Here is a 20,005-nt window from a genome sequence, read left to right as displayed (position 1 = left end):
TTTTTTTGCTATTCAACGATTTTATTATAAACTATATAAGTATTTTTCCGACAAAATAGGATTATCATTTATTTTCGTTTTTTTTTGTGAAAATTTGTTAAGATGAAAAAATTATTACTTCTGTTATTTTTAGTTAGTTCTAGCTTCAGTTTTTCTCAATGTGATTTCAATATTAATTTAACTAATAGTCCTTACATATTAGTTTATGTTAACGATGTTAATTATCCGCTAGGTTCTAACTTTCAAAATACTTACACGTTAACAAACATAAATGATGGAGATATAATTAAAATTATTAAACCTCATACTGTAATTTATGCTGTACAAATGCCTAGTACATCTATACAGATTACTAATTCATCTGGTATTGAAGTATATGGCTCAAGAACTAAAAATAATAATAATCTGGACGAATACAGTGTGAAAACAGTTGTTTATGTCGCAAATTGTGACGTATGTGAAACGATCCAAAATGTAGTTACTACAGATACTGGAAATGGTTTTACTTCTAATTTTACATCTAATAATAATTCATTTAATTCAAATTATGAATTAATTTACGGTGGCAGAGGATTCGATCCAAGTATTGATGGAACTATTGTTGCCAACTCAATTACAACTTTTAACGTCAGTGTACCTGATGGATATTACGACTATTATCTTAGGGCTAATTGTTCAAATGGAAGCACGGATTGGTTCGGTCCTTTTGAAATTAAAACTGGTGTAGATATTTCAATGAACAATGCTTGGTCTAGGTCTTCTGCTGGTCATGTTTTCTATGGTAATTATGATTTGAGTGATGAAAGTGAATTTTTAAATGCTGATAAAATAAGATTATGGTATTATGAAATAATTAGAGGTAGAAGTGCTGCACAAGTTCAAACTATGATTGCGGATATTATCAGAATTAAAGGTCTTAAAACGGTACATATTAGAGATTGGGACAATTTTGACTTTAATTTATTACCTGATGACGTTGAATCCATAACAATTTCTAACTGTAATAATTTGGTAATAGATTTTTCAAGATTCAAAAAATTAACTTATATAAACATGGGCAGTGTTAATTTTGCACAGCCACCTACTTTTGATCAAAGCTCTCAACATTTAAATTCATTAAGAATAAATGATAGTGGTAATAATTTTGATTTGAATGAACTGCCTCCTAAAAGTTTATATTCTTTAATAGTTGGTTCTAACAATCAGTCTGGTTCTAATGAAACTCAATTTAGCAATTCAGATTTTAATATATCAAGGTTGACTGAAATTAGATACTTATCTATCTATAATAGTAATATAGATAACATAACAGGTGTCTGGCCTCAAAACTTAAGACATTTGACCATGGAAGGGTATTTTTCAAATGCAGTAAATATAAGTAGTGGATCCAGTTTGGAGCAACTAGAGCTTAGTTCGCCGAATCTTTCTAGCGTATCAATTAATAATATTGATATGGATAGAATATTAATTAGAGGTGGTCAAATGCTGAACACACTTAATGTTACAAATGTCAATACATTAAATTCAATATTTTATAATAACACTTATGATTCATCATTATCGCTTAATAGGAAGGACTTAACTGGAGTGTTTAGCGTACAACCAGTTTATAATGTTCAAAATGTAAATTTGGATATTATTGGTGGTAACCTTAGTAATACGATCTTGAATGTAACCAATAGTAACTTCAAACAAGTTGGCCTAAACAGTATTAAATATGGAGCATCAGGTAATACAATAGCGCAAGGAACTAATATTTCAACGTTAAATTTTAATAATAATTTAATCAGTACGATACTTATGATTAATGGATATCGTAACCTTAATTTCGAAAACAATACAATAGATGAATCCATTGCACTGTTCCCAAATACCATTGAATTTAAAAATATAAGAACTGTTTTAAACTTACAAGATAATAAATCTAATTACACTCCTATCAATTCTTCAGATAGATCATTGAAAAATGTTAATATTGATTTTGAAGGTAATTTAAATTTAGATCTTTCGAATGCATTTAAGTGGGAAACAGTACCTAATTTGACAGTAGAATATACGATTGAAGGTAATAATTTTACTAATTTAAATCTTAAAGGACAGCAAAATTTAAATGAAAATTTAATTAATATAACGTCAAATAGTCTAGTAACTAGTGATTTGAGAAGTTTGAAATATATATGCGTTCCTAACAATTTTTCAAATCAAACGCGACAAAACATAGATCAGAATTTTTTAACTCGTTGGAATAGAAACTTGGTTTTTAATGACTATTGTAATTTTACACCAGGACCAGTGTACAATAATTTATCTGGTTCAGCTATTTTGGATAGCAACAATAATGGTTGCGATATTAATGATATTAACTTTACTAACCTTTCCTTTAGTATGGATAATAGTATTTATCAGAATCAATTATTTTCAAGAAATAATTCTGGGCTTTATGCTACGGCTGTAGTAGATGGTAACTATACCATCACCCCAAATCCAGAAAACCCAAGCTACTGGAATTTCTCTCCATCAAGTGTAGTTGTAGATTTTCCAAACCAAACCAGTCCGTTCACCCAAGATTTTTGTGTCACGGCAAATGGAGTGAACGAAGATCTAGAAGTAATAGTTGTACCACTTGAACAAGCACGACCAGGATTTGATACCGATTATAAAGTGGTAGTTAAAAACAAAGGAAACGTTACAACAAGTGGAACAGTGACATTAGATTTTGAAGAAGATTTCATTAATTTACTTTCTTCAACGCCTACGGCAGCAACTCCTGCAACTAATCAGTTGAGTTGGTCAGTGAGTAATTTACAGCCTTTCCAGATGGAAGAGTATGAATTTACCATGACCTTGAATACACCTACACAAACAACCAATCCATTAAACGGTAATGATATTCTAACTTTTACAGGAGTAGTTACGGGAACTGGAACAGACGCCATGCCAGCAGATAATACAATGGTTTTTGATCAAACGGTTGTGAATTCTTATGACCCAAATGATAAAACCTGTCTAGAAGGTAAAACTATTGACCCAAGCGATGTTGGAGAATATGTTCATTATATGATTCGTTTTGAGAATACAGGTACGGCTAGTGCAGTGAATATCGTTGTTAAAGATGAAATTGATTTAAGTCAGTTTGATATCTCAACTTTGATACCTTTAGGTGGTAGTCACGATTATTATACTCGTGTACGAGATAACAATGTGGTTGAGTTTATTCATGAAGACATCAATCTAGATTTTAACGATGCGACTAACGATGGTTATGTATTGTTTAAAATTAAAACTTTAAGCACCTTAGTTGCTGGAGACACTTTTGATAATACTGCTGATATCTTTTTTGATTTCAACGCTCCAATTGTAACCAATACAGAGACAGTAAGTATAATGAGTACAGCAAGTGTGGGAGGAGTTACAGATAGCAGTATCTCCATTTATCCTAATCCAGCAAATAGTTTTATTCATGCGACAGCAAATAACGCCATAGAGAGCATCAGTGTTACCGATATTAATGGTAGAATGATCACCGCAACACAATATACAGGCGCTGCAAACGAGCAACGTCTAGAAATAGGGGAGTTGTCTTCAGGGATTTACTTTGTAACTATAAAAAGCAACGCAGGCCAGAAAATAGAGAAGTTAGTAGTGGAGTAAATTTCTCATGTATTCCAATAATATGATAAGCCTTTTCTTAATAGAAGAGGCTTTTTTTGTTCCGCTTTCGCGAAAGCGATAATAATTATGAACTAATTTCAACATCAAAGGGTTGATTAATACCTTGATTCATATTGTATTATTTAATTTATTAAATGATTTACTTAGGAAAGTATTATTAGTTTTAGTTTTTTTGTAGAAAACCAAACCAAATGAAAGGATATCTATGTTTAGTGTTAATTGTAAGTTCTTTTTTGAGTTTTTCTCAAATAATTAATATACCTGATTTAAATTTAAAACTTCAATTAGTTAATGGTCTAGTTTCAGATACAGATCAAGATGGTCTTGGGGATACAGTTGTTGATACTGATGGTGATGGAGAGATTTCGATGATTGAGGCTAATAATGTTACACATTTATACTTAGTGAATAATAATGTAAATGATTTGACAGGGATTCAATTTTTTTCATCGTTAGAATTGATTGACACCTCAACAAACTTATTAAATAATGCGGATTTTAATAATATGCAATCTTTAAATTTTATAAATGTTGGTTTAAGTACATCATTGAACAATTTTGATATAACTGGCTGTAATAATTTAGAGAGTTTAAATTTATATGCACCGGATACTAATTCTGGTTCTGGTTTTCGAGACTTGGTTTTACCTAGTTTACCTTCTCTTCTTAATTTCAGTTTCCGTTCAGGTTTCATGAATTCTTTAGATATTTCAAACTGTCAAAATTTAGAATATTTTAGATTTGACGGTTCTTTAGTTGCTTCGTCATTTATATTGGGTTTACCTACTACCAATACTTTGAAAGAAATAGAAGTAATAGGGGTTGATATTACCTCATTAGATTTATCAAATGCTTTACATATAGAGACTGTTAGAGTTAAAGACATGTCTGTTTTAAGTAATATCGTTCTCTATGATGATAATAGTTTGAAAAATTTATATTTTGATAATATTGCTATGCTAAGTCCATCGAATGTTAATTTCTCTAATTATTCTAATCTAGAAACCTTACATTGGAATAATCAATCTTTAACAGGATTTGATTTGAGTGGATTAACAAACTTGTCCGAACTGAATCTTGCTGCCAACAGTCTTTCCACAATCAATTTAAATGGATTGACAAATTTGTTAGAATTAAAACTAGGAGGTAACAATTTTACCACAATCGATTTAACAGGATTACCGAATTTATTAAATTTATACTTATCAAATAATAGTCTCACTACCATTGATCTTAGTAATAATAATAGCTTGGAGTTGGTAGATTTAACTAATAATAATTTTTCAAATATTGATTTGAGTGCTAATAATTTTCTTAAAGAAATACATGCTCCTTATAATAATTTGACGTTGATAAATCTTACAGGTTTACAAGATGTAGAAAGTATAGATTTGAGCTATAATTCTTTGTCGCAATTAGATTTAAATACGAATATTAATTTGAAATATGCAATGCTTGATTTCAACAATCTAACTCAAATAGATCTAACGAATAATGTTCTTTTAGAAGCTTTAAATTTATGGAGTAATAATATTTTGGCAATTAATTTAGAGAATAATATTAATTTACGAACACTTGATTTAGATGAAAATCAAAATTTAGTTTCTGTAAATGTGAAAGCTGGAAGAACACAAAGTGAGTGGTTATATTTTGGAGTTAATGGATGTGTTTTCTTAGAACACATTTGCGTTGATGAGGTTGATAGGTTAAGAATAGTATCGGATGCCACTAGATTTAATCCTAACTCAACTGTTGTTGTCAACTCCTACTGCTCCTTCACACCAGGTGGAACTTTCAATGAAATAGAAGGAAATATATCTGTGGACATTGATAACAACGGCTGTGACCCAACTGATCCAGTATTCCCAAACTTTAACTTTACGGCAACAGATGGAACAATCTCAGGCTCCATTTCTTCAAATCAGCAAGGAGCATATTATGTACCAGTCGCAGACGGACAACACACCATCACTCCAAACCCAGAAAACCCAACCTACTGGAACTTCTCACCATCAAGTGTAGTTGTAGATTTCCCAACCCAAACCAGTCCATTTACACAAGATTTTTGTGTCACTGCAAATGGTTCCATAGAAGATCTAGAAGTAATAGTTGTACCACTTGAACAAGCAAGACCAGGTTTTGATACCGATTATAAAGTGGTAGTTAAAAACAAAGGAAACGTTACAACAAGTGGAACAGTGACATTAGATTTTGAAGAAGATTTCATTAATTTACTTTCTTCAACGCCTACGGCAGCAACTCCTGCAACTAATCAGTTGAGTTGGTCAGTGAGTAATTTACAGCCTTTCCAGATGGAAGAGTATGAATTTACCATGACCTTGAATACACCTACACAAACAACCAATCCATTAAACGGTAATGATATTCTAACTTTTACAGGAGTAGTTACGGGAACTGGAACAGACGCCATGCCAGCAGATAATACAATGGTTTTTGATCAAACGGTTGTGAATTCTTATGACCCAAATGATAAAACCTGTCTAGAAGGTAAAACTATTGACCCAAGCGATGTTGGAGAATATGTTCATTATATGATTCGTTTTGAGAATACAGGTACGGCTAGTGCGGTGAATATCGTTGTAAAGGATGAAATTGATTTGGCTCAATTCGATATTACTACTTTGATTCCGCTAGGTGGTAGTCACGATTATTATACTCGTGTACGAGATAACAATGTGGTTGAGTTTATTCATGAAAATATCAATCTAGATTTTAATGATGCGACTAACGATGGTTATGTATTATTTAAAATCAAAACTTTAAGCATCTTAGTTGCTGGAGACACTTTTGATAATACTGCTGATATCTTTTTTGATTTCAACGCTCCAATTGTAACCAATACAGAGACAGTAAGTATAATGAGTACAGCAAGTGTGGGAGAAGTTACAGATAGCAGTATCTCCATTTATCCTAATCCAGTAAATAGTTTTATTCATGCGACAGCAAATAACGCCATAGAGAGCATCAGTATTACCGATATTAATGGTAGAATGATCACCGCAACACAATATACAGGCGCTGCAAACGAGCAACGTCTAGAAATAGGGGAGTTGTCTTCAGGGATTTACTTTGTAATTATAAAAAGCAACGCAGGCCAGAAAATAGAGAAGTTAGTAGTGGAGTAAATTTCTCATGTATTCCAATAATATGATAAGCCTTTTCTTAATAGAAGAGGCTTTTTTTTTTCCGCTTTCGCGAAAGCGAATAAGATATAATTATTTTAAATAGGTAAGAATGTTGAAATAGTAATTTGAATAGGTTTCTATTACCAAATAAATTTAAGATTTTATTAATTTGTTATCAAATGATAATTAAGTAGTTAAATGCGTGTTAAAGAAGTTTAAGAAAATTTTATGATTCGAAAAGTAAAGTAATTTAGGGAAATCCAAAACCGCCCAAAATGAAAAACTTTACTTTATTATCAATTTTATTAATGCTTGTAAGTATGCAATTTACTTCAGCACAGGATATCTCATTTACCGATCCGGATCTTGAAAATTATTTATTGAATTGCTATTGCATGAGAAATTTGAATGGAAATGGCTTGGGGAGTATAGACATTAATAATGATTCAAGTATTCAAATATCTGAAGCTCAAAATGTCGGTAAAATGTATGTAACTGGAATGTCCATAGATGATTTATCAGGGATAGAATTTTTCTCTAATCTTACTGAATTGGAAATGGAAGATACTTCAGTAACATATATCAATGCAAGTATTCTTCCTTCTAGTCTCCAAAAATTAGAATTAAATGATAATTTAATTTCTCAGATTAATATAGCAAATCATAATAGCTTGCAATACTTTTCCATGAATTGTACAGGAACCAATTGTCCCAACATCAATTCTTTAGATTTAATTAATTTAAACATGTTAATATCACTTGCTGTTTCTCATGATAATATAGCGAGTTATAATATTTCAGGTTTGCCAGCCTTGAAAAATTTTAATGTAAGAGGTTATCCTAACTCGTCTTTGAATTTGACAAGTGTCAATCTTGAAAACCTAAGTGTTAGAGATGCATCTAATCTCAACCAATTGAACACTAATTCTTTTAGTGTTCTAGAATTTATTTCTTTAAATAACGTTCCAATAAATAATTTAGATTTGAGTTCAAATCTCACACTAGAGAGGATTTCGTTCACGGACATGACTCTCAGTAATCTTGATGTTTCCAACAATGCACTACTAAACTATTTACAACTAACTAATTTTAACACCAATAATTTAGATCTATCTAACAATGCTAGTCTTGAAGACATTCAAATTAGAGATGGGTCAATCTCAAATTTGATAACGCCTTCATTTACCAATTTGACCAATTTAATATTACAAGATATTAATATTCCTTTATCAAACTTCAACAGTAGTTTTAGTACATTAAATCAATTAGGTTATCTCCATAATGGAATCTCTTCATTTGATATATCAGGATTTACAGCTCTGAGATATCTAGACTTATCTGGTAATAATCTAACTCAACTCAACGGATCTAATTCCAATATTATTTCGGTTAATTTAACTTGGAACCCTTTGACCAACTTTGATTCTTCAAATTTAGTAGGCTTGGAATCATTAACTGTTTACCAAGTACCGATTACTTCTCTTGATGTTTCTAATTCACCAAATTTTCGAAGTTTAGGTTGTAGTAATAGCTTATTAACTGAGCTAGATTTTAGTAATAATCCACTTTTTAGTTCATTGACAGCTAGTAATGTTCCATTAGAAATTTTGAATCTAAAAAATGGGTCACCTAACTATAATCACACTAATACAGGGATTAAAGTTACAAACCATCCTTCTCCAGCTCAATTCAGATACTTATGTGTAGATGATGATGAGATCGAAAATATGAATATTCTTGATTTTACGTTTCCTAATTTAGAAATTAACTCTTATTGTTCATTTACAACAGGTGGAATAAGTCATGAGGTAAGTGGTTTTTCAACTATAGATTTAAATAATAATGGTTGTACTACCAGTGATCCTATTTTTTCAAATTTAGTTTATACAGTTAGTGACGCATTAAATTCTGGTTTATTTTCTTCAAATACAGATGGCTTTTACTCATTATCTGTTCTCGACGGTCAACATACCATCTCCCCAAACCCAGAAAACCCAACCTACTGGAACTTCTCACCATCAAGTGTAGTTGTAGATTTTCCAACCCAAACCAGTCCATTTACACAAGATTTTTGTGTCACTGCAAATGGTTCCATAGAAGACCTAGAAGTAATCGTAGTTCCATTAGAACAAGCACGACCAGGTTTTGATACCGATTATAAAGTGGTAGTTAAAAACAAAGGAAATGTTACGACCAGTGGAACAGTGACATTAGATTTTGAAGAAGATTTCATGAATTTACTTTCTTCAACGCCTACGGCAGCAACTCCTGCAACTAATCAGTTGAGTTGGTCTGTGAGTAATTTACAGCCTTTCCAGATGGAAGAGTATGAATTTACCATGACCTTGAATACACCTACACAAACAACCAATCCATTAAACGGTAATGATATTCTAACTTTTACAGGAGTAGTTACGGGAACTGGAACAGACGCCATGCCAGCAGATAACACAATGGTTTTTGATCAAACCGTTGTCAACTCTTATGATCCTAATGATAAAACCTGTCTAGAAGGTAAAACCATCGATCCAGCAGATGTTGGAGAATATGTTCATTATATGATTCGTTTTGAAAATACAGGTACGGCTAGTGCGGTGAATATCGTTGTAAAAGATGAAATTGATTTAAGTCAGTTTGATATCACAACATTGATTCCGCTAGGTGGTAGTCACGATTATTATACTCGTGTACGAGATAACAATGTGGTTGAGTTTATTCACGAAGACATCAATCTAGATTTTAATGATGCGACTAACGATGGTTATGTATTATTTAAAATCAAAACTTTAAATACTCTTGTTGCAGGAGATACTTTTGATAATACTGCTGATATTTTCTTTGATTTTAATGCACCTATAGTTACAAATACAGAAGTTGTAACCATAATGACTCCTTTGAGTATAAGTGAGACGACAGACACAAGTATAAAGGTGTATCCCAATCCAGCAACTAGTTTTATGAATCTAACCGCTGCCAACCGTTTAGAGAGCTTTGCTATAGTTGATATTAATGGAAGAATGTTATCTCAAAATAATTTTACAGGAAATGGAACAGAGCAACGTATTTCTTTAGAAAACCTTAGTGCTGGAATTTACTTTGTGACTATTCAAAGTGAAGTAGGGCAAAAGGTGGAGAAGTTGATTGTGAAATAAATTTTATATTTCTACGCAACTTTTTAAGAGAAATTGCATCTATTATGCAAATCAATCAATCAATCAATCAATCACTATGAGAAGTATCTTACTTGGCGTTACGTTTCTATTTTTTTCAAATTTGTTGATAGCTCAAAATCATGGTAGATTTTGGTATTTTGGAGAAAATGCAGGCCTCGATTTTTCAACCTCTCCGCCTACAGTCTTAAATGATGGTCAATTGAACACAATAGAAAGTTGTAGTGCTATTAGTGATGATCTTGGGAATTTGTTATTTTATACGGATGGTACTTCCGTTTGGAATAAGAATCATATCGTTATGACTAATGGACAAGGATTAAGCGGAAGCTCATCCTCAGCACAGCAACTTATTGTTAGAAATAGAACCACAACTAATGAATTTTTAATATTCACGGTAAATGGAAATACCGGTTTGTCTTACAGTGTTGTGGATATGACATTAGATAATGGACTTGGAGATGTCGATGTTTCCAGAAAGAATATCTCCATGAATCAAAGTGCTCAAGAAAAAGTAACTGCCTATATTAACCCATTGGTAACTGTAAATTGGATAGTTACTTTTAACAATGGGATATATTTTTCTTACCCTTTGATTAATAGTTCGATTGATATTACCAATCCTACCGTTTCTGCTTTGACTGCTACTTCAGTTTTAACAGATGAACGAGGAATGCTTAAAATATCGCCAGATGGTAGCAAGATTGCTAACACTAGTGTAGGTGATATTAACGGTGCCTTTCTGACTGATTTTGATCCGATTACGGGAGCTATTTCCAATCCAATAAGGTTAACAAGTTCTACAGCATTCAATCGATTTTATGGAATTGAATTTTCGCCTGACTCTAGACTTCTATATGTTAATTCAAATACAGAAAATTCTAGCAACGCATGTGGTATAACAAATCAAAGAGAAATTTTTCAATATGAAATTAACGGAAGTTCAAATTGGAATCAAAACCCTTATTTTTTGGGAGGGTCTACCGGATCACCTTCTTCCCGAGGTTCTTTACAACTAGCTCCGAATGGTAAGATTTATTTTGCAAGAAATTGTCAACCATGGTTAGGTGTAATTGAAAATCCAACCCAAATTGGAACTTTTGCAAATTATGTTGATGATGCTATTCCTTTAGCAAATGGCACAAGGTCTCGTGAAGGTCTGCCTAATGTCGCTGTCCAAGTGTATGCTAACACCTTTAATACTGTAAATGGAATCGCAACTCTGGATTTAGGCTCTGATGGATGTAGCATTTCAGATCCATTGTTTTCAAATTCACAATTTAATGTCTCATCATTAAATTTTAACTTCAATTTTTTAAGTGGAAATACGGGCTCTTACTTTGTTAATATGCCAAATGGTATTTTTACGGTAACCCCAATCCCAGAAAATCCAACCTACTGGAATTTCTCACCAGCAAACGTAGTAGTTGATTTCCCAACCCAAGCAAGTCCATTTACTCAAGACTTTTGTGTCACGGCAAATGGTTCTATAGAAGACCTAGAAGTAATAGTGGTACCATTAGAACAAGCACGACCAGGATTTGATACGGACTATAAAGTTGTTGTGAAGAACAAAGGAAACGTTACAACAAGTGGAATGGTAACTCTAGATTTTGAAGAAGATTTTATGAATTTATTATCTTCAATACCTATAGCAGTAACTCCTGCAACTAATCAGTTGAGTTGGTCAGTGAGTAACTTACAACCTTTCCAGATGGAAGAATTTCTGTTTACAATGACCATGAACACACCTACACAAACAACAAATCCGCTAAATGATGGAGATGTTCTCACTTTCACTGGAGTAGTTATTGGAACTGGAACAGACGCCATGCCTGCAGATAATACAATGGTTTTTGATCAAACGGTTGTCAACTCTTACGATCCCAATGATAAAACCTGTCTAGAAGGTAAAACCATCGATCCAGCAGATGTTGGAGAATATGTTCATTATATGATCCGTTTTGAGAATACAGGTACGGCTAGTGCGGTGAACATCGTTGTTAAAGATGAAATTGATTTAAGCCAATTTGATATCACGACTTTGATACCTTTAGGTGGTAGTCACGATTATTATACGAGAATAAGAGAAGGAAATGTAGTAGAATTCATTCATGAAAATATCAATCTAGATTTCAATGATGCGACTAACGATGGTTATGTATTATTTAAAATCAAAACTTTAAATACTCTTGTTGCAGGAGATACTTTTGATAATACTGCTGATATTTTCTTTGATTTCAACGCTCCAATTGTAACCAATACAGAGACAGTAAGTATCATGAGTACAGCAAGCGTAGGAGAAGCTACAGATAGTAGTATCTCCATTTATCCTAATCCAGCAAATAGTTTTATTCATGCGACAGCAAATAACGCCATAGAGAGCATCAGCATTACTGATATGAATGGTAGAATGATCACAGCAACACAATATACAGGCGCTGCAAACGAGCAACGTCTAGAAATAGGAGAGTTGTCTTCAGGGATTTACTTTGTAACTATAAAAAGCAACGTAGGCCAGAAAATAGAGAAGTTAGTAGTGGAGTAAATTTCTCATGTATTCCAATAATATGATAAGCCTTTTCTTAATAGAAGAGGCTTTTTTTGTTCCGCTTTCGCGAAAGCGACAACAACACAAAACTTAAAGAAAACTTAAAGTTTTGATAAGGTTATAGTCTCTATTTTGGGTTTAATATATTTGTTTCAAACGCATAATTTACTAGTTTGAAGTCCTATTTTTTCTCCATTTTATTTTGTTTAATTACCAGTATGACTGTTGCGCAGGACAGTATTCCTCCTGTAAAACAACCTAACTGGATGTCGTGGGGTAGAGTTAGTTTTATATTTAATCAAAGTGCGTTTAATGCAGACTGGCAAGGTGGTGGGGTTACTAATGTTTCAGGTAACCTAGGAATCAGTTATGACATACAGTATAAGCGTAAAAAGCTTTCATGGGATACTAAATTGATTACTGATTTTGGTCTTTCTCAAGTTAAAGATCAGCGATATATACGTAAGACTACTGATCGATTAGAGTTAAATAGTATTCTAGGTAATCAAATCAATCAAAGTTTCTGGAATTACAGTACGATTTTTAATTTTAGATCTCAGTTTATTTCTGGTTATGAATTCTTTACAGAAGAGGAGACAGGCGATGACGGTCTTACGAGAACGGTTCAAAGACGTCGCGAGACCTCTGGCAGTTTTTCTCCTTCTTACTTTCAATTAGGATTAGGTTTTCTATGGAAAAAGTCTAAAAATTTCAATTTCAATATTGCTCCTGCCACAACAAGGTTAATCAAAGTATCTTCAAATTTTACTGATGTAGATATGAATGACCCTGTAGCTGTTGAGGCATATGAACCATTTTTTGGTGTAGAGGCTAATAGGACAACGCGATGGGAAGTAGGTGCCTCTTTTAGAGGTTATACAAAATTTGAAGTAGCAAAGAATATTCAAATGGAAAATGTGTTGAGTCTATACAGTGATTACCTCGCAGATCCAGAAAATATTGATATAGATTATAACCTTAATTTATTTTTAAAGGTAAATAAGTACATCAGTGGTAATTTTGAATTTCAGGCTATCTATGACGATAATACCACTAAAGGATTCCAAATACGTCAGGTTATAGGGTTAGGTTTTAAATATGATCTAGGAGAACGTCCTAAAAAAACCGCATAGTTATCAGGTGATTGGGATTTTTTTTAAACTAATTTTTTGTGGTACATCAAAACTTATATTCATGAAAAAATGGTGTTCAACAAGTCTGTTTAAATTTCTTCTATTAAGTAATTTATCTATCAAATAAGTAGTTTAATTCTACACAGGTGTCATAGACCTGTCATGTTGATGAGGTAAGGTGACAATATAATAAATCAGACATTTTTTCAGCTCTTAGGCTAGTCATAGCTTGCTATTTACCGTTAATCGATAAAGTATCATTTACTGTAGAGTTTAACTAAATTTTCACATCTGTTGTGGCGTTATGGTACGTTTATGTGGCTACTATTTCCATAATGAAAAGAAAAATGAAAAATTATTTAATGGCAATTCTATGTGCCTTATCACTAGGTTTTGTTAACGCTCAAGTAGGTTTAAATGTGCAGAATCCAGACCAGTCTGCCATACTAGATATCAGTTCTGAAGACAAAGGAGTTTTATTTCCACGTATGGATTTAAAAAACCTGTCAGAAGCACAACCGGTTAATAATCCTGCTACGGGACTTGTAGTATGGAATACAGATGCGGCAAATAACGGTACAGACTCAGGTTTTTACTTTTGGAACAATAGCTGGATCAAATTAGGAGTCAATGAAGTCAGTGCGCCAGGCACTGTAGATACTAAAGCTTATGGGCAATTAACTATTAATAACGACTGGAATAGCAATTTACAACAGTATACTTTTACAAGTATAAATACTAACTCTGCTGGACTAGCAACGTCCAACGTGCGTGTGAATGATGGTAATAATTTTTCACTAAGGCCAGAAGTAGCAGGTTTATATAGAGTAACTTTTACTATTACTTATCGTAAGAATAATGACAATGGGGCAAGTGAAATAGAGTTCTATTTATTTAAAAATAATAATGCGATTAATGATGCTAAGATCAAAGCCCCATTAAACAGAACAGTAAATACAGTTTCCTTCTCAAAATTAATGAATCTAGATGCTTATCAATATTATGGATTAGGTATTTCAAAAAGTGATATGGCACCACAAAGTTTGAGTATTACTATTCTTAAGAATCAAACGAGCTTCAATATCGAAAAAATAGACTAAAAATCAGTTTTTTATTCTTAACACAACTTTATCGTAGATAATTCTGTTAATACGTTGGTATTTTATCAACTTGCAATCCGGTTGGGTAAACAAATTCCTACATATAAAATTGGCAGAAAAAGAAGACAAAAAAACACCTCAAAAAGGGAAGAAATATAGGTGGCTGCGCAGGATTGCGCGCACTATGTTAGGTGTTTTAATAGTTCTTATTTTGTTGCTACTATTTATACGCAGTCCATGGGGACAAAGTATAATTATAGATCAGGCGGTTTCTTATGTAAAAGGTAAAACTGGTACAGATGTGCAACTTGATGGTGCTTTCATAACATTTGACGGAGATATTAGGGTAGAAGGTCTTTATCTAGGCGATGTTAAAAATGATACGCTGGTATATTCTAAGAGTCTTGAAGCAAATGTTGCATTACTGCCGCTCATCAAAGGTTCAGTTTTTGAAATAGATGACGTAGAGTGGCATGGACTTACCGCTCGAGTTAAAAGAATTGATTCTGCAAGTGGTTTTAATTATGAATTTTTAATAGATGCATTTGCAACTACACCAGATACCACGGCTACTAGTGAACCGTTAGATATTAAAATAGGGACTATTTATCTTTCTAATTTTGATATTATTTATAAAGATCAGGTTGATGAAATGGACGCTAGTGCAAATTTTGACGAGCTGTTTCTAGAGATGAATACCTTAGATCTAGATAAAATGATAGTAGATATAGAGACTTTGACTCTCAAAAATGCTGTTGTTAACTATGAGAAAGATGTGGTTACCGCTTTCGCGAAAGCGGAACAAGATACAGACCCCACTAAAGATACCAACCTAGCCGAATCCATAACCGATAGTGCAGACGATTCTCCATTGCCATTACTCAAAGCAGGTAAGATAAGACTGGATAATGTGGTGATGAATTATAATTCTGAGCCAGATGGTATTGTTTTACGTACGGACTTCGGTATTATGGAAACCTCCATACCTAAGGCAAATGTAGAGAGTAGTGATATACTGGTTTCTTATTTTAATTTAGAAGACAGTAATGTAGCGGTGCATATGAGTAATGTGGCTGCAAATACTACAGCGCCGGTAGAATCTAATGATCCTACTACTTTTCAATGGCCAGACATGAAAGTAGCTTTAAAAAAGCTAGACTTTAAAAATAATAACTTTTTATATACAGTAAATGGCGCTCTACCTTCTGGAAATGAGCTTAATCCAGATGCCATTTCTTTACAAGATATTACAGTAGGTCTAAGTGATTTTAATTTAGGAGATCATAAAGCAGCGGTAACCATTAATGAATTAAAATTAAAAGAGATTTCTGGTTTAAGTGTAAATGATTTGAAAGGTTCTATTAGTATCACAGATGAGAAATTAAATGTGAACAGTTTATATGCTAGTGTAAATAAAAGTTCTTTATCTGCTGATTTAAATTTAGGTTACCCAAATTTAGATGCGTTGATAAATAATCCAGAATCTTTAAACGTCCAGATTAATGCAGCGCAATACAATTTTGATCTAAGTGATGTTTATGCGTTTGTGCCAGAATTGGCACAAAACGAGTATGTAAGTAAACTAGCTCAAAAACCATTTAATGGTAAATTGATAACCAGTGGTAGTACAAGAAATTTAAATTTAGACAGTTTTATAGTAAACTGGGGTGCCTCTACATCGATAAATGCAAGTGGTAGGTTAGAAAACGTGACAGATGTAGATCAACTGGCTTTTAATATCGATACCATTAATGCGGTAACCACGAGAGCTACCATACTCAATTTTGTAAAAGAAGAAGATCTAGGAATTACATTACCAGAAAATGCGAGACTTAAAGCAAGTGCCTCTGGTACTATTACAGATGTAAAAACAAAGGCAAATCTAACCACCAGTTATGGGGCTATCGCGCTAGATGGTTCTTTTAAAAATGATAAGATTATAGAGTTTAACGCAGGTGTAAAATTAGACACACTTAATCTTAATAAAATGCTAGCTATGGAAGGGCTAGGTAATTTAAGTCTAGAATTAAAAACAAGTGGTAGCGGTAATGACATCAGTACGCTGGATGCAGTTTTAAAAGGTGAGATTCTAAACTTTTCTTATAACGATTATCCATTAAAAAACATTCCTATAGAAGGAAAGATGAAGAATGGAAAAGGAGATGTAAGCACCGAGTATAGAGATGATAATATCAATATATCTCTAACTGCAGACGCTACTCTCGATACCGATATAACCAAAGCAAATGCACAAATAAATGTGGTAGGTGTAGATTTAAGAGCCTTTGGTATTACTTCTCAAAATGTGAAAGCAGCTGGTAACATAGGTGTTTCTTATGAAGGTGATGGAGTTAATTATAAAGTTAATTCTACCATAGGAGATGGTATTGCTGTTTTTGATAATCAGTCGTATTTGTTAGGAAATGTAGATGTTGCTGCATTTGTACAACCAGATTCTACATCGGTAGATATACATAATAAGATGTTAGATCTAGAGTTAAGGTCTAATGTAGATCCAGAAAATCTAACCGTTGCCTTAGAACGTCATATTAATAGATATCTAACTACTAGTACAGCAATAGATACTGCACAACCTGTGGTTATGAAGATTAAAGGAAATATAAGTCCAGCACCTATTTTAAGAGATGTCATCTTACCAGGGTTGCAAGCGCTAGATACCATAAATATAGCTGTAGATTTTGATGAAAAAGAACGTAGATTAAATAGTGACGTAAAAGTGGCTTATTTAAAATATGCAGATAGTGAGGTAGACAGCCTAGTAATCTCATCAGCGTCAGATGCTCAAAATCTTAAATTTCAATTAGGTTTTAAGAAAATAGCATCAGGTCCAGTTAATATTAAACGTACTGCGATGACTGGTATAGTAGCAGGTAACACGTTAAACCTAGACTTTACCTCTTATGATGATGAGGAGAAGTTGATGCATTTTGCTAGCACGCTTTCGCGAAAGCGAGATCAAAACGGTCTAGAGAATCTCATTTTTAACCTTTCTGTAGATGATCTTATTCTTAACAAGCAACCCTGGACCATACCGTCAAATAATGAAATAGCTGTAGGAGAAAGTAAGGTTTTATTTAATGATTTTAAGTTGACTAACGGAGATCAAAGTATAGAATTAAGGTCTGATAGACCAAACACTACAAATGAACATGTGGCGATGTTGATCAATAATTTTAGATTACAAGGATTGCTAAGTTTCTTAAATTCTGATGAAAAACTAGCTACAGGAAAGGTGAATGGAGAATTTGTCCTAGATGATATTTATGGAGCAACAGGTTTTATTGCAGATTTACAGATAGAGGATTTTCATGCTATGGAAACACCATTAGGAATATTAAAGTTAGATGCAAAATCACTAGACGCATCTAAGTACGATATGAATATGAGTGTAAAGGGTGAAGATGTTGATATAGTGCTGGATGGAGATTATGAGGCAAATGAAGTTGCTGCAAAATTAAACTTAGATCTAGATATAAATAAAGTCGCGATGAGCACACTGGCTGGTATTTCTGATGGATTTCTTAAAGATGGTAGTGGTTCTATAAATGGAACGTTTAAAGTAGCAGGTACGACTGCAAACCCTGAGTATGATGGGGTTTTAAAGTTTAATAATGCAACGGCTAGTGTTTCTATGCTAGACACTAGTTTCACTTTTAAAAATGAAGAAATTAAAATAGATAATGATGGTGTTTATATGAACAACCTATCTATTACAGATGCAAATGGTAATCCATTTACCATAGATGGAACTATAGGAACAGAAAACCTATTACAACCGACTCTAGATTTAGACTTAAAGGCAGTTAATTTTACAGCGCTTAATAGTACTGAAAAGGATAATGACCTGTATTATGGTAAGGCTACCTTTGATGCCAGTGCAAAAATAACTGGTAATACAGACGTTCCTGTAATAGATCTAGATGTAACGGTAAAGAATGTAACTGATGTAACTTATGTTTTACCAGCGACAGAGTTAGATGTGGTAGAGCGTGATGGTATTGTGCAATTTGTAAATAAGGTGAATCCAGATGCTATTCTTACACAAACAGAAGAAGAGTCTGCGACGTTAACAGGGTTTGATATTACTGCAAATTTTAAAGTACGCAGTGACGCAAAGGTCACGGTAATAATAGATCCAGATACAGGAGATCAACTTCAAATTTCTGGAGATGGAGATTTTAAATATAGAATGACGCCTAATGGTAGAATGACACTTGCAGGAAGGTATGAGATTTCTGAGGGTTTTTATCAATTTAATCTTTACGACATTGTTTCTAGACGTTTTGATCTAGCAAAAGGTGGTAGCGTTACCTGGTCTGGTGATCCATTTGATGCCATTCTAGATGTAAGCGCTATTTATAAAGTAGAGACTAGCGCAAGTGCGATAATGGCTAGTCAGACCAGTGGTGCAGATCTAGCAACGCAAGAAAAATACCGTCAGAGATTACCTTTTGTAGTGTATTTGAATATTGATGGAGAGCTGCTGAAGCCTGAAATTAGTTTTAAATTAGATTTACCAGAAGATGAACAAGGTGCTTTGGGAGGAGAAGTGTACAGTAGGTTACAACAAGTTAATACTCAAGATCAGGAATTAAATAAGCAAGTATTTTCTCTTCTTGTTCTTAATAAATTTTTCCCTACTAGTGGTACCGATGGTAGTAATGGAGGAACGGCAACTATTGCTAGAGATAACTTAAACCAGGCTTTGAGCGATCAATTAAATCAGTATGGTGGGCAATTATTAGGTAAAACAGGTATAGATTTCAACTTTGGGTTAGATAGTTATACAGACTATGCTAGCGGTAGTGGACAGGAAAGAACACAATTAGATGTAACGGCAAGTAAAAAATTATTAGATGATAGATTAATTGTAAGTGTAGGTAGTGAAGTAGATATTCAAGGTAGTGCGCAAGATGGAGAAGAAGCGCCTGTGATAGGTAATGTAAGTCTAGAATATTTGTTGACACAAGCTGGTCAGTGGAGATTAAAAGGTTTCCGTCGCAATCAATATGATAACGTGGTAGATGGACAGCTAGTAGTAAGTGGTATTTCATTAATCTTTACCAAAGAATTTAATGAATTTAAAAACCTATTTGCAAAGACGGTTCTAGCCGAGGATCAAAAAGCTAGAAAAGAAGAAGAGGAAGAATTAAAGAAGAAAGAGGACAGCGAGAGTAAAACAACTGAAGGAAATAAAAACTAAATCAAAGCA

General features: G+C 33.2%; 7 protein-coding genes. All 7 read left to right on the top strand.

The features are described 5' to 3' along the window. The first annotated feature begins 102 nt into the window (after positions 1-102). The 7 genes from ACJJVJ_RS03430 to ACJJVJ_RS03400 all read left to right on the top strand — a co-directional run bounded on the left by ACJJVJ_RS03430 (position 103) and on the right by ACJJVJ_RS03400 (position 19,996). Positions 103-3,651 carry a T9SS type A sorting domain-containing protein gene (locus ACJJVJ_RS03430; RefSeq protein WP_405368998.1) on the top strand — a complete coding sequence of 1,183 codons (3,549 nt, stop codon included), beginning with the start codon at positions 103-105 and terminating at the stop codon, positions 3,649-3,651. A gap of 212 nt (positions 3,652-3,863) precedes the next feature. Next, complete coding sequence (locus ACJJVJ_RS03425; protein ID WP_405368996.1) at positions 3,864-6,818, top strand: T9SS type A sorting domain-containing protein; 2,955 nt, start codon at positions 3,864-3,866, stop codon at positions 6,816-6,818. A gap of 275 nt (positions 6,819-7,093) precedes the next feature. Continuing rightward, positions 7,094-9,970 (top strand): T9SS type A sorting domain-containing protein, encoded by a 2,877-nt coding sequence (locus tag ACJJVJ_RS03420; protein ID WP_405368995.1) that lies wholly within the window; start codon positions 7,094-7,096, stop codon positions 9,968-9,970. A 76-nt stretch (positions 9,971-10,046) separates the two neighbouring features. Next, on the top strand, positions 10,047-12,536 hold the full coding sequence (locus ACJJVJ_RS03415) for a T9SS type A sorting domain-containing protein (protein ID WP_405368993.1): 2,490 nt from the start codon (positions 10,047-10,049) through the stop codon (positions 12,534-12,536). A 221-nt stretch (positions 12,537-12,757) separates the two neighbouring features. Next, on the top strand, positions 12,758-13,672 hold the full coding sequence (locus ACJJVJ_RS03410; RefSeq protein WP_405368991.1) for a DUF3078 domain-containing protein: 915 nt from the start codon (positions 12,758-12,760) through the stop codon (positions 13,670-13,672). A gap of 347 nt (positions 13,673-14,019) precedes the next feature. Beyond that, positions 14,020-14,772 carry a hypothetical protein gene (locus tag ACJJVJ_RS03405; RefSeq protein ID WP_405368990.1) on the top strand — a complete coding sequence of 251 codons (753 nt, stop codon included), beginning with the start codon at positions 14,020-14,022 and terminating at the stop codon, positions 14,770-14,772. A gap of 109 nt (positions 14,773-14,881) precedes the next feature. Beyond that, on the top strand, positions 14,882-19,996 hold the full coding sequence (locus ACJJVJ_RS03400) for a translocation/assembly module TamB domain-containing protein (RefSeq protein WP_405368988.1): 5,115 nt from the start codon (positions 14,882-14,884) through the stop codon (positions 19,994-19,996). The last annotated feature ends 9 nt before the right edge of the window (positions 19,997-20,005 follow it).

It is taken from the genome of Nonlabens sp. Asnod2-A12, assembly GCF_045063745.1.
Lineage (GTDB): Bacteria > Bacteroidota > Bacteroidia > Flavobacteriales > Flavobacteriaceae > Nonlabens > Nonlabens xylanidelens.
The sequence above is the reverse complement of the archived record's forward strand: the minus strand, read 5'-3'. Positions and strand labels throughout refer to the sequence as shown.